This is a genomic window from Mesorhizobium sp. WSM4832, assembly GCF_055811115.1.
In genome coordinates this window covers 572,914-584,412 of record NZ_JBVVQH010000001.1, presented here as the reverse complement: position 1 = coordinate 584,412, position 11,499 = coordinate 572,914, and the positions used below count along the sequence as shown (strand labels likewise).

Annotated in this window: 14 protein-coding genes; 11 read left to right on the top strand and 3 right to left on the bottom strand. The window is 66.0% G+C overall.

Translation table 11 applies throughout. From position 1 onward, the window contains the following. Positions 1-65: 65 nt before the first annotated feature. From AC0L2L_RS02775 to AC0L2L_RS02725, 11 genes are all read left to right on the top strand, one after another. On the top strand, positions 66-269 hold the full coding sequence (locus AC0L2L_RS02775; protein WP_473576002.1) for a hypothetical protein: 204 nt from the start codon (positions 66-68) through the stop codon (positions 267-269). 2 nt (positions 270-271) lie between these two features. Next, entirely contained in the window at positions 272-1,378 is a 1,107-nt protein-coding gene (locus tag AC0L2L_RS02770; protein ID WP_473576001.1) for an ABC transporter ATP-binding protein, read from the top strand. After that, entirely contained in the window at positions 1,371-2,384 is a 1,014-nt protein-coding gene (locus AC0L2L_RS02765) for an ABC transporter ATP-binding protein (RefSeq protein WP_473576000.1), read from the top strand. Before AC0L2L_RS02770 ends, AC0L2L_RS02765 begins: the two co-directional genes overlap by 8 nt. A 78-nt stretch (positions 2,385-2,462) precedes the next feature. Beyond that, a complete protein-coding gene (locus tag AC0L2L_RS02760; protein WP_473575999.1) occupies positions 2,463-4,100 on the top strand; it encodes a dihydroxyacetone kinase subunit DhaK in 1,638 nt (545 codons plus the stop codon). A gap of 10 nt (positions 4,101-4,110) precedes the next feature. Next, positions 4,111-4,710, top strand: coding sequence for a dihydroxyacetone kinase subunit DhaL (dhaL, locus tag AC0L2L_RS02755; protein ID WP_473576106.1), 600 nt, complete (start codon positions 4,111-4,113; stop codon positions 4,708-4,710). Further along, a complete protein-coding gene (gene dhaM / locus AC0L2L_RS02750; RefSeq protein WP_140544084.1) occupies positions 4,710-5,099 on the top strand; it encodes a dihydroxyacetone kinase phosphoryl donor subunit DhaM in 390 nt (129 codons plus the stop codon). The genes dhaL and dhaM overlap by 1 nt, the downstream gene beginning before the upstream one ends. Before the next feature lie 19 nt (positions 5,100-5,118). Beyond that, on the top strand, positions 5,119-5,421 hold the full coding sequence (locus tag AC0L2L_RS02745) for an HPr family phosphocarrier protein (RefSeq protein WP_473575998.1): 303 nt from the start codon (positions 5,119-5,121) through the stop codon (positions 5,419-5,421). A gap of 41 nt (positions 5,422-5,462) precedes the next feature. Beyond that, positions 5,463-7,037 carry a phosphoenolpyruvate--protein phosphotransferase gene (gene ptsP / locus AC0L2L_RS02740; protein WP_473575996.1) on the top strand — a complete coding sequence of 525 codons (1,575 nt, stop codon included), beginning with the start codon at positions 5,463-5,465 and terminating at the stop codon, positions 7,035-7,037. A 6-nt stretch (positions 7,038-7,043) separates the two neighbouring features. After that, positions 7,044-7,475, top strand: a complete 432-nt coding sequence (locus tag AC0L2L_RS02735) for a hypothetical protein (protein WP_473575995.1) — start codon at positions 7,044-7,046, stop codon at positions 7,473-7,475. Positions 7,476-7,553: 78 nt separating this feature from the next. Next, positions 7,554-8,540, top strand: coding sequence for a dihydroxyacetone kinase subunit DhaK (gene dhaK / locus AC0L2L_RS02730; protein WP_473575993.1), 987 nt, complete (start codon positions 7,554-7,556; stop codon positions 8,538-8,540). Positions 8,541-8,608: 68 nt separating this feature from the next. Then, a complete protein-coding gene (locus tag AC0L2L_RS02725; protein ID WP_473575991.1) occupies positions 8,609-9,634 on the top strand; it encodes a nucleotidyltransferase family protein in 1,026 nt (341 codons plus the stop codon). On the opposite strand, the gene AC0L2L_RS02720 is transcribed toward AC0L2L_RS02725, so the two are convergent. Genes AC0L2L_RS02720 through AC0L2L_RS02710 form a run of 3 tightly spaced genes read right to left on the bottom strand, consistent with a single transcriptional unit; the run spans position 9,631 to position 11,323 of the window. Continuing rightward, complete coding sequence (locus AC0L2L_RS02720; protein ID WP_473575989.1) at positions 9,631-10,608, bottom strand: serine kinase; 978 nt, start codon at positions 10,606-10,608, stop codon at positions 9,631-9,633. The genes AC0L2L_RS02725 and AC0L2L_RS02720 overlap by 4 nt on opposite strands. After that, positions 10,605-11,036, bottom strand: coding sequence for a lasso peptide biosynthesis B2 protein (locus tag AC0L2L_RS02715; protein ID WP_473575987.1), 432 nt, complete (start codon positions 11,034-11,036; stop codon positions 10,605-10,607). The genes AC0L2L_RS02720 and AC0L2L_RS02715 overlap by 4 nt, the downstream gene beginning before the upstream one ends. Beyond that, positions 11,036-11,323, bottom strand: coding sequence for a PqqD family protein (locus tag AC0L2L_RS02710; RefSeq protein ID WP_027166099.1), 288 nt, complete (start codon positions 11,321-11,323; stop codon positions 11,036-11,038). Before AC0L2L_RS02710 ends, AC0L2L_RS02715 begins: the two co-directional genes overlap by 1 nt. Positions 11,324-11,499: the final 176 nt, after the last annotated feature.

Sequence of the window (11,499 nt, the reverse complement as noted above, 5' to 3'; positions counted from 1 at the left end):
CGCCCCTCATCCGACCCTTCGGGCCACCTTCTCCCCGTGAACGGGGAGAAGGAAGGGAGCTACGCATGACGCGCCCCGCCATCTCCAGAAAATCATCATGGCCGCGCTGGGCTCGGCGCGGGCTGATGGAAAACATCGCGACGGCACTGATCGCCATCGGCTTCTTGATGCTGTTCCAGCCCTTCGCGCTGTCGCTCTACACCTATTCCTTCGTCACCATGCTTGCCGGCACGGTCATGTTCATCATCGTCTCGAAATTCCCGGAATAGACATGGCCGAGATCCGTGTTCAGAACCTGAGGAAGGCCTTCGGCGCATTCGTCGCTGTGCAGGATTCCAATTTCGTCGTCGAGGACGGCGAGTTCTTCGTCATGCTCGGGCCGTCCGGCTGCGGCAAGACGACGACGCTGCGCATGATCGCCGGCCTCGAATTGCCGACCGGCGGCAAGATCCTGCTTGGCGGCGAGGACGTCACCATGCGCCGGGCGCGCGAGCGCGACATCGCCTTCGTCTTCCAGCTGTTTGCGCTCTACCCGCACATGAATGTGCGCAAGAATATCGGCTTCCCGCTGCTCGCACAGGGCATGGCGTCGGCCGAGATCCGCCAACGGGTCGAAGAGACCGCCAGGCTGCTGCGCATCGATCACCTGCTCGACAAATCCGTCTCCGGCCTTGCCGGTGGCGACCGCCAGCGCGTCGCGCTCGGCCGCGCCATCGTACGGCGGCCGAAATGCTTCCTGATGGACGAGCCGCTCGGCACGCTCGATACCGAGTTCCGAGATCTGATGGTGCATGAACTGCGCGAGCTGCACAACCGCATCCATGCCACGACCGTCTATGTCACGCACGACCAGATGGAAGCGATGTCGATGGCCGACAAGATAGCGGTGATGAACCATGGCGTCATCGAACAGTTCGGCACGCCGCGCGAGATCTACGACCGGCCGGCGACGATGTTCGTCGCCGACTTCATCGGTTCGCCGCCGATGAACTTTTTGCGCTTCGGCGGTGGGCTCACCAAGGGTTCGAAGGAGATTGTCGTGCAGGGCGCCAAGGTGACGGTGCCGGAAGTGCGCGAGGATGTCGCGCCCGCCGACATGGCGGTCGGCATCCGGCCGGAGCACATCCGCTTCGACGACGGCTCGAAGCTGCGCGGCGCGATCTACGGCACCGAATATCTCGGCACCACTCAGATCGTCGCCGTCGAGACGGCCGACGGCATTATCAAGGCGCGGGTGCCGGCAGGCATCCATCTCAGCCCCGGTGAACAGGTCGGGCTGGCGCTGAACGGGGCGCGGCTGTCGCTGTTCGAGAAGGGCTCCGGACGCGCGATCAGGACCGCCATGTATGATCAGGCAGCGGTGGCGCGCCATGGCTGACGTTCACATCCAGGGCGTGACCAAGAGTTTCGGCGACACCGTCGCGATCGACGATCTCGATCTGCAGATCAAGGACGGCGAATTCGTCGTGCTGCTCGGGCCGACCGGCGCCGGCAAGACGACGACACTGAGATTGATCGCCGGGCTGGAACGGCCGGACAGCGGCGCTATCCGCATTGGCGGGCACGACGCGACGGCGCTGTCTCCGGCCGAGCGCGATACCGCCTTCGTCTTCCAGCAATATTCGCTCTACCCGCATCTTTCTGTGTTCGACAACCTAGCCTTCCCGCTGCGCTCGCCGGCGCGGCGGTTTCCGGAGGAGGCTGTACGGCGCCGTGTCGAGGAGGTGGCGCGCATGGTGCGCATCGACCACAAGCTCGAAAACCGTTCGACAAAACTGTCCGGCGGCGAGATGCAGCGCGTCGCCATCGGCCGGGCGCTGGTGCGCAAGCCCGCCATCTACCTGATGGACGAGCCGCTGTCCTCGCTCGACGCCAAGCTGCGCGGCGATCTCAGGCTCGAATTGAAGCGCATCCAGTCCGAGCTCGGCGCCACCATGCTCTATGTCACGCACGACCAGATCGAGGCGATGACCATGGCCGACCGCATCGGCATCCTTGCCAACGGGGTTCTGGTGCAGATCGGCACGCCGCGCGCGATCTATTCGGAGCCGGCGAACTTGCATGTCGCCGCGCGCCTTGGCCAGCCGGCGATCAATCTTTTGCCGGCCGGGCTGCTGCCCGACGGCGGCGCGCCGACCGGAACAACGACGATCGGCGCCCGCACCGAGCATCTGTCGATCGAGAAGGCGGCGAACGGGCACGCCGACGGCGTCGTCGACTGGGTCGAGCATCTCGGAGACCAGAACCATCTGCACGTGACGGTGGGGGCGAGGAAGCTGGTGACGCTGACCGACCCCGATACGCCCTTAGCCAAGGGGGACAAGGTGACGATCCGCTATATCGCGCCGCTTTATTTCGGCGCTGACGGGGAAAGATTGATGTAGCGGGGGACTTATGCAGCCGGCTCGCGCCATATATTTGCAAAACGATTGACGACCGCAGATACGGACTGGACGAAATCCATGAAGCACTTTTTCAACCGCAAGGACACGATCGTCACCGAAGCGCTCGACGGCTTCCTTGCCACCGCAGGCTCCGGCACGCTCGCCCGCCTCGACGGCTATCCCGAGATCAAGGTCGTGCTGCGCGCCGACTGGGACAGGACCAAGGTGGCGATCGTTTCGGGCGGCGGCGCGGGGCATGAACCCTCGCATGCGGGCTTCGTCGGCGCTGGCATGCTGACGGCGGCCGTCTCCGGCGAGATATTCGCCTCGCCGAGCGTCGAGGCGGTGCTGCAAGCGATCCGCGCGACGACCGGGCCGGCGGGCTGCCTTTTGATCGTCAAGAACTACACCGGCGACCGGCTCAATTTCGGGCTCGCCGCCGAGAAAGCACGCGCTGAGGGCCTTGCGGTCGAGATGGTGATCGTCGGCGACGACATCGCGCTGCCCGACATCGCGCAGCCGCGCGGCGTCGCCGGCACGCTGTTCGTGCACAAGATCGCCGGACACCTCTCCGAAAGCGGCCGCGACCTGGCATCTATCGCTGCCGCGGCGCGCGCGGCGGCGAAGGACATTCTTTCGCTCGGCATCTCGCTCTCCTCCTGCTCGATCCCCGGACAGGCGCATGAGGAGCGCTTCGGCGCCGATGACGGCGAGCTCGGCCTCGGCATTCATGGTGAGCCCGGCGTCGAGCGCATCACGCTGCAGAACGCCAGCGCGCTCGTCGCGATCATGGCAGAGCGCCTCGTCGCGCGGCTCGATACCGGCGGCCGCTATGCCTTGCTGATCAACAATCTCGGCTCGGTGCCGCCACTCGAAATGTCGCTGATCGCCAACGCGGTGCTTGCCTCGCCACTGGCGAAATCCGTGGCGCTGACAATCGGCCCCGGGCATCTGATGACGGCGCTCAACATGAACGGCTTTTCCCTATCGCTGCTCAAGCTGGACGCGGAACGTGAGGCAGCACTGCTGGCGCCGGTCGGTCCGCATGCCTGGCTGCCGGCCACTCCGGTTCGCGCGCCGGTCGTCGTGGCGATGGCCAAGCCCGCCAATCGCGAAACAAAACCTGCCAGCCGCGATGTGGCCGCAGAGCGGCTGATCACGGCCGTTTGCCAAAAGCTGATCTCGCTCGAAGAGCCCCTCAATTCGCTCGACGCCAAGGCAGGCGACGGCGACACCGGCTCCACCGTGGCGACCGGCGCGCGCAGCATCCTCGATCGCATCGACACGCTCCCGCTTGCCGACAAGGCCGCAACTCTCGCAACAATCGGCGACACGCTGGGTACCTCGATGGGCGGTTCCAGCGGCGTGCTTTTGTCGATCTTCTTCACCGCCGCATCGCAAGCGCTCGGCACCGGCGCATCGCTCGGCAAGGCCTTGCTTGCCGGGCTCGACCGGATGACCTTCTATGGCGGCGCCAGGGTCGGCGACCGCACCATGGTCGATGCGTTGGAGCCGGCGCTGCGAGCCCTTGACGCAAGCGGGCTGGAAGCGGCCGCCAAGGCGGCGCGGCAAGGCGCCGAGGCAACCGCGGTAATGCAGAAGGCGAAAGCCGGCCGCTCCGCCTATATCGGCAGGCAGCTCGACATGGCGGATCCCGGCGCCTTCGCGGTCGCCGAAGTTTTCGCGGCCGTGGCGGCGCAGTTCGCCCCGGCATGAAGGACCGATGATGGCCGTATCCGATTTCTCCCGACTGATGGCGGCGGCGGCCGATACGATCGCGGCGCATGCCGATGAGCTGACCGCGCTCGACCGGGCGATCGGCGACGGCGACCATGGGCTGAACATGAAGCGCGGCTTCGAGGCCGTGCGCGCCGACGCGGACGCCTTCGCGGCCAAGCCGCTGCCCGAGGCGCTGAAGGCGGTCGGAACCAAGCTGGTGATGACCGTCGGCGGCGCATCCGGGCCTCTGTTCGGCACGCTGTTCATGGCGCTCGGCAAGGAGTTGCCGCCGGCAGCGGACCGCGCCGCGCTGACTGCGGCGCTGGCCAAGGCGATCGAGGCGGTGGCCGCGCGGGGTAAATCGCAAGTTGGCCAAAAAACCATGCTCGACGTGCTGCAGCCGGTGTATGAGGCGCTGGCGCAAGGCAAGACGGCCAGCGAGATCGCCGATGCGGCCGACAAGGCCGCGGAGGCCACGGTGCCGATGAAGGCCCTGCGCGGGCGCGCCTCCTTCCTGGGAGAGCGCTCGATCGGGCATATGGACGCCGGAGCGCGCTCGACCGCGCTTCTGGTACGCGCAGTCGCGGAAGCGATAGAGGGCATTTGATGAGCAATGTCGGTATCGTCATCGTGTCGCATTCGCCCCTGGTCGCCGAGGGCACGGCGGACATGGTGCGCCAGATGGTGGGCGACGAAGTGCCGCTTGCATGGTGCGGCGGAAACGGCCATGGCGGGCTTGGCACCAGCGTCGAGGCGATCATGGGCGCGATCGACAAGGCCTGGTCGGAAGCCGGCGTCGCCATATTGGTCGATCTCGGCGGCGCCGAGACCAACTCGGAGATGGCGGTCGAGATGATCGGCGAGCCGCGCTCGCACAGAATAGTCGTCTGCAACGCGCCGATCGTCGAGGGCGCAGTGATGGCGGCGACGGAATCCTCCGGCGGCGCCTCGCTCAAGGAAGTGGTGGCGACGGCGCATGAACTGTCGCCGTCGTGAACGAACGGGAACCGACTGAATGTCAGCATCCGCCGAAGCAACCGTTCTGATCACCCACGCCGTGGGCCTGCACGCACGCCCTTCGGTGAAGTTCACCAAGCTCGCCAAGTCGTTCGCGGCCGAAGTGGAAGTGGCGATCGCCGCCAACGGCCCCTGGTTCGACGCCAAGAGCATCGTCAAGGTGATGGGGGCGAAGGCGCCGAAGGGGACAATGCTGCACATCCGCGCCAAGGGCGACGGGGCAAGCGCCGCCGTCAAAGCGCTGGTCGATCTGGTGCAGCGCAACTTCGACGAGGACGCGGATCATGTCCGGTCCGCTTGACACCGGCCTGCATGTTTCCCGACCCGCAAGGAATGCGGGCCATGCGGATTGAGGGTATCCCAGCCTCTCCGGGCTATGCCGAAGGGCCGCTGTTCGACCTCAACCAGCCTCCGGCCAGCTACAAGGCCAAGGCGAGCGCCGCGGAAGAGAAAGCCGCGCTTGAAGCAGCAATAGGCAAGGCCGTCGCCCGGCTGGCCGCGCTGGTCGGAATCGCGGACGGCGACGCCGCCGGCATCCTCGAATTCCACATCGCCATGCTGGAGGACGACGCGCTGAGCGGTCCGGCCTTCGCGTCGATCGGCTCTGGGCAGCCGGCGGACGTCGCCTGGCGCGCGGCGCTCGACAGCGAAATCGCCGGCTACGAAGCATCGGACCAGGACTATTTTCGCGCCCGGGCGGCCGACCTGCGCGACATCCGCGACCAGGTGCTGCGGGCGCTGAGCGAGGATAGCGAGGTCGCGATACCCCAGGGCGCGATCCTCTACGGCGAGGACATCGCACCGACGCGATTCCTCGAAACCGACTGGAGCGGAGGCGGCGGCATAGCGCTCAAGGCCGGCAGCACGGCCAGCCATGTCGCGATGCTGGCGCGCTCGCGCGGCGTGCCGATGGTGGTCGGGCTTGGCGCCCCGGCTGGAAAGCCCGCCGGCATCGCGCTGCTCGACGCAGAGCATGGCGTCATCGCGCTGTCGCCCTCGGCGTCGGAGTTGGAGGCCTTCCGGCAATCGGCCGCCTCGTTCGCCGACCGCCAGGGCGTGGCGCGGACATTCCTGACGGAGCCGGCAGTGACCAAGGCCGGCACCGCGGTGCGCGTCCAGGTCAACATCGCCTACCCTTCCGACATCGACGGCATCGATATCGCGACCTGCGACGGCGTCGGCCTGATGCGCACGGAATTCCTGTTCGGCAAGGCGCTGCCCGACGAGGAGACGCAATATCTTGCCTACCGCAAGGTGCTGGAATGGGCGGGCGACAAGCCGGTGACCATCCGCACGGTCGATGCCGGCGGCGACAAGCCGGTGCCCGGCTTCACTGTCGAGGAGACCAACCCGTTTCTCGGCCTGCGCGGCATCAGGCTGTCGCTGGCGCGGCTCGACGTCTTCCGGGTGCAGATCCGGGCATTGCTGCGCGCCGCCATCCACGGCAATCTGAAGGTGATGTTTCCGATGATCGCCACGCCAGAGGAATACAGCCAGGCCGCCGCGCTGTTTGCCGAAGAGCAGGCCGCGCTCGCGACACACGGGGTTGCGCACAAGCTGCCGTCGCTCGGCATCATGGTTGAGGTGCCATCCGTCGCGCTGGCGCCGGAGGGCTTCAGCGATGTTGCCTTCTTCTCGATCGGCTCCAACGATCTGACGCAATATGTGATGGCGGCCGCGCGCGACAACGCCGCCGTGGCGCATCTCAATTCCATCCGCCACCCGGCCGTTCTGCGGCTGATCGCTGCGGTCGCCGCTTTCGGGCGCGAGAAAGGCATTCCGGTCAGCCTTTGCGGCGACGCGGGCGGCGACCCCGCCGCCATCCCGGCGCTGCTCGAGGCCGGTTTGCACGATCTTTCGGTGGCTCCGGCGCAACTCGCTATGGCCAAGGCGGCCATCGCGGACGTTTCGGTGTAGCGCGGCATGGCCAAGGCAGCCAAGATACAGGAAGCCGGCGCGGAAGACGCGATCCGCGCCTATAAGACGATCCTTTCGCAGGTCATCGACCAGCGACCTTCCGGCATGCGCCAACGCCTTGCGGACGCGCTCGGCAAGCATCGCAGCTTCGTCACGCAGATCTCCAGCCCGACCTATTCGATCCCCATTCCGTCAAAACATTTGCCGGCTATTTTTTCCGTCTGCCATTTCAGCCCCGCCGAGCGCGATCAGTTCCTGGTGGCCTATCACCAGGCGCATCCCGGCAAGCTGCCGGCGGCTTCGGGCTCGCGCAAGACACGCCACGTCTCGCTCATCGTGCCGGATTTCGGCGACGACAGGCAGAATGCCGCGCTCGACCGGGCGATCAACGAGTTCATCCAGAAAATAACCAGCATCGCCGGCAAGGGCAGCGGCTGAGCAAAGCACTTCCAGGAAAAGTGTGAAGCGGTTTTCCGTTCGGAATTGCGTAGAATGAAGACTGTTGGGAGGACTGCCGTGAAGAAGTTTCTCAATTCGGTGGATACCGTGCTGACCGAAAGCCTCGATGGGTTCGCCGCCGCCCATGCCGACATCCTCGTGCTCGGCGACGAGCATAAATTCATCCGCCGCAAAGAGCTGAAGCCCGGCAAGGTGGCGTTGATCTCGGGCGGCGGATCCGGCCACGAGCCGCTGCATGGCGGGCTGGTCGGCCATGGCATGCTGGACGCCGCCTGCCCCGGCCAGGTCTTCACCTCGCCGACGCCGGATCAGATGCTGGCGGCCATTCAGTCTGTCGACACAGGCGCCGGCTGCCTGTTCATCGTCAAGAACTATGAAGGCGACGTGATGAATTTCGACATGGCCGCCGAGATGACGGACGGCGTGCTGCAAGTGGTGACCAATGACGACGTCGCGGTCGAGAACTCGTCCTACACGACCGGTCGGCGCGGCGTCGCCGGCACGCTGGTGGTGGAAAAGATCGTCGGCGCCGCGGCCGAGAAAGGAATGGCCCTGGCCGAGCTCAAGGCGCTGGGCGACCGCGTCAATGCCGCGACGCGCTCGATGGGCGTGGCGCTGACCAGCGGCACGGTGCCCGCCGCCGGCAAACCGACCTTCGAGATCGGCGACGGCGAGATGGAGTTCGGCGTCGGCATCCACGGCGAACCCGGCCGGCGGCGTGATGCGCTGAAGAGCGCCGACGCCATCGCCGAGGAGGTGTGTGCGGCGATCGCCGGCGACTTCGGCGACCGCATCAATGGGCGGGCGCTGCTGTTCGTCAACGGTTTCGGCGGGACGCCATCGATGGAGCTTTACCTGATGTACAACAGCGCCCGCAGGATGTTCGAAAGACACGGCGTGACGGTGGTCCGCTCGCTCGTCGGCTCCTATGTGACTTCGCTCGACATGGCTGGATGCTCGATCACGCTCACCTTGCTCGATAATGAAACGACGACCCTGTGGGACGCCCCGGTGCACACGCCGGCGCTGCGCTGGGGGATGTAGGCGCCGCTGGCTTCTCGGGGGCTTTTCTGGCAAGCATGCGCGGACCTCTTTGCTGTTTTGCCGAACCGATGTTGCCCCAGCTTTCGCCCACCCAGGAAAAACTGCTGATCAACCTTGCCGACCCCGAGGCGCCCGCCGATTGGGGCAAGGACGCTTCCGCGGCCGGCCTGATGGCGCTGCTGACCAATGCCGAGTTCCACGGCGTCTTGCCGATCGTGCTGCGCAAGCTCAGGGAGCGGGGCGAGGCCAATCTGCCGAAAGACGCGAGCTTGCTGCAGAAGCTTGCCGAGTTGCGCGACCAGGCGACGATGGCGACCGGGCAATCGATGCTGCTGCAATATCATGGCGACCGCATCATGAAGGCGCTGGCGGCGAAAGGCGTTCCGGCCCGGATCGTCAAGGGGCCGGTGTTCGCGCGCAAGCTCTATCGCCAGGTTGCCGACCGGCCGTTCACCGATATCGACATCCTGGTCGACCCAGCCAGCATCGTCGAGGCCAACAAGACCATTGCCGAATGCGGCTTCGAGCTTGGCAGCGGCGAGGCCGAGTCGCAGGAGCTGCAGGAATTCAAATGGCTGGAGAAGGAGAACTCCAGCCTGATGATCGAGTTGCATGGCAATCTGGTGCACGACACCGGTATGCGGCGCCGGCTCTCGCTCGGCTTTCGCGAGCTGCAGGTGATCGACGGCGGCGAGGCCGACACGCCGGCGGCGTTGCTGACCATCGGCATCGTTCATGCGGCCGGCGGCCACAAATTCCACCGGCTGCAGCTTTGCGTCGACGTTCTGCAAGGCGTGCGGGCGCTGAAATCGCCGGAGGAGGAAGCGCGGCTGCTCCAGGCCGCCCGCATGAGCGGTATCGAGCTCGAGCTGGCGACGGTCCTCAATGTGACCGGACGCCTGTTCGACGCGCCGCGAGCGATCGAGCTTGCCAACCGCATCAAGCCGGACCTCTCGATAAGGCTGGCGAAATGGCTGATCACCGGCAACATGCTGCTGCGCGTCAATTCCCGCGAAAAGCTGCGCTCACGCCTCAGCCGCGACGCCTTCCGCTGGGTGCAGAGGCTTGCGCGGGCGCGACCTTATCCGGCCTAGCGCACCGCGGCGCGGATCAGCGCCGCCGCTTCGGCCGGCCTCGCCCCGACTTCCAGCGTGAAGGTCGGCACCGTCTTGACCAAGGCCGCGATCGTCGTCATTCGCCTTTTCTGCAGCGGCGACAGGCCGGTCATACCGGTCCGCACATTGTCGGTGGCTAAAGCCACCATGGCATCGGTCCTCGCCATAGGCACGAGCCGGGTCTCGGCATCGGCCGAACGGGCAAGATGCAGAAGCGCCGCGATCGGCCTGGCGCGGACGTCCTCGACACGGATGATCTCGCCAAGGCGATCCAGCGCGACGGCCTGCTCGCCCTCATTGTCCCATGTCTCGCCGAGGCAGGGTGACACGAAAGGCAGCATCGTTGCGGTGTGGCGGTGGATCTTCACTTTACGCGGCATGCCCCAGGCCGTGACGCCGTCCTGCGTCGCCCTGAGGATCATGACGTCGTCCGAGCAGAGGCCGAAGCCTTGCGAGGCGAGCGCCAGCGACGTCGTCGACTTGCCGGTACCGCTCGGCGCATGGATCAGCACGAGCGCCTCGCTGCCCGGCAGCGTCAGGCCGGCGGTATGCAGCATGTGCTGCGCGCCGGCATCAAGCGCGGCATCGAGCACCATCATCAGCAGCGTCCACTTGATCTTGCTGTCCGGACGAACGCGGATTTCGGCCCAATTCTCGTCGTCGTGGATCGACACCGTCTGCTGACCGGGAAAGACGAGATGGAAGACCTGGCCGGCGTCGATCATCCGGCAATGGCCATCCAGCGGCACATCGCCGTCGAAGGCGAGTTTTCCTTCCGGGTTCTCCGGCAATTCCGGCGTCTCGACGATATTGACGCGAAAGCCGGGCTGGACGGGCTCGCTCATGCGCAGCGTGCCGAGCATCAGGTCGAAGCTCGGCCAGAGGTCGGCGCGCGCGGCGGTGATGCCGATGACCTGGCCTTTGAGGTCGTAGCAGAAGGTCTGGTCGCTCAAGCGGCGGGCGCCTTTACACTGGACGGGTGGCGATAAACCTCCACCATGCCGGGCTGGCTGTCGCTGACCACCGACTTGCCGTCGAGGCAGACCCAGCAATGCGCCGACAGGCGAGGCTCGTGCATCGACCTTGCATCGACGCCGAAACGAAGCTCCGGATCGAGACCGGCCATGCGCAGAAAGCGAAAGCCGAGGAGACCCTCGCGAAGGCATCTGCGGTCGCGCATCAACCAGGGGCGCCGGACGGTTCGGTTGACTCGATGGACGATGTAGGTCCAGGGCAGATCACGATAGGGTGCCGGCGACTGCAGCGGCGCCAGTTTCAACACGCTTTCGAAATCGCGCCGGCCGACCAGCACCGGCATCAGCCGGGCGCTGAGCCACAAGTGCGCGCGGAACAGGATGCGCAGGAACGGTCCGTCGGCCATCACACGCCCGGGTCAGCGAGGATGCCTTCGGCCACCAATTCGGCGGCCAATGCGGCCATATCCTCGTCGAGCGTTGCCTTGTCGACCTCGAATTCGTCCGACAACAGGTCGACGATCTGGTCAAGGTTGCGCGCGCCGTCGACTTTGCCGAGAAAAGCCTCGGTCGTGTCGTTGCAGGTGTAGAGCTGGCCGCTGCGGGCCAGGAGCACGACGGCGCCATCGCCGACATGCTGCACGGACGCGTCGTCCGCCATCCGCAGTACCGTTTCAGAACCAATCTCAGCCATGCGCCCGCTCCATCAGCCGCAGAGCAATTAGCGCGCCAACCCTACGCTGTCCATTGTCTCGCTGTGGTACGCCGCTACGGTGGCCGTCTCGCCCACCGTCAAGGCGCCCGATTGCCCAGGGTTGCCTTCCTTCCCTTGAGTAAGCTATGACTCCACCGCGCTTTGGGGAGTGAATT

Coding starts and splice junctions, on each gene's coding strand:
- AC0L2L_RS02775 (WP_473576002.1), top strand. CDS start 66: ATGACGCGCCCCGCCATCTCCAGAAAATCATCATGGCCGCGCTGGGCT.
- AC0L2L_RS02770 (WP_473576001.1), top strand. CDS start 272: ATGGCCGAGATCCGTGTTCAGAACCTGAGGAAGGCCTTCGGCGCATTC.
- AC0L2L_RS02765 (WP_473576000.1), top strand. CDS start 1,371: ATGGCTGACGTTCACATCCAGGGCGTGACCAAGAGTTTCGGCGACACC.
- AC0L2L_RS02760 (WP_473575999.1), top strand. CDS start 2,463: ATGAAGCACTTTTTCAACCGCAAGGACACGATCGTCACCGAAGCGCTC.
- dhaL (WP_473576106.1), top strand. CDS start 4,111: ATGGCCGTATCCGATTTCTCCCGACTGATGGCGGCGGCGGCCGATACG.
- dhaM (WP_140544084.1), top strand. CDS start 4,710: ATGAGCAATGTCGGTATCGTCATCGTGTCGCATTCGCCCCTGGTCGCC.
- AC0L2L_RS02745 (WP_473575998.1), top strand. CDS start 5,119: ATGTCAGCATCCGCCGAAGCAACCGTTCTGATCACCCACGCCGTGGGC.
- ptsP (WP_473575996.1), top strand. CDS start 5,463: ATGCGGATTGAGGGTATCCCAGCCTCTCCGGGCTATGCCGAAGGGCCG.
- AC0L2L_RS02735 (WP_473575995.1), top strand. CDS start 7,044: ATGGCCAAGGCAGCCAAGATACAGGAAGCCGGCGCGGAAGACGCGATC.
- AC0L2L_RS02725 (WP_473575991.1), top strand. CDS start 8,609: ATGTTGCCCCAGCTTTCGCCCACCCAGGAAAAACTGCTGATCAACCTT.
- AC0L2L_RS02715 (WP_473575987.1), bottom strand. CDS start 11,036: ATGGCCGACGGACCGTTCCTGCGCATCCTGTTCCGCGCGCACTTGTGG.
- AC0L2L_RS02710 (WP_027166099.1), bottom strand. CDS start 11,323: ATGGCTGAGATTGGTTCTGAAACGGTACTGCGGATGGCGGACGACGCG.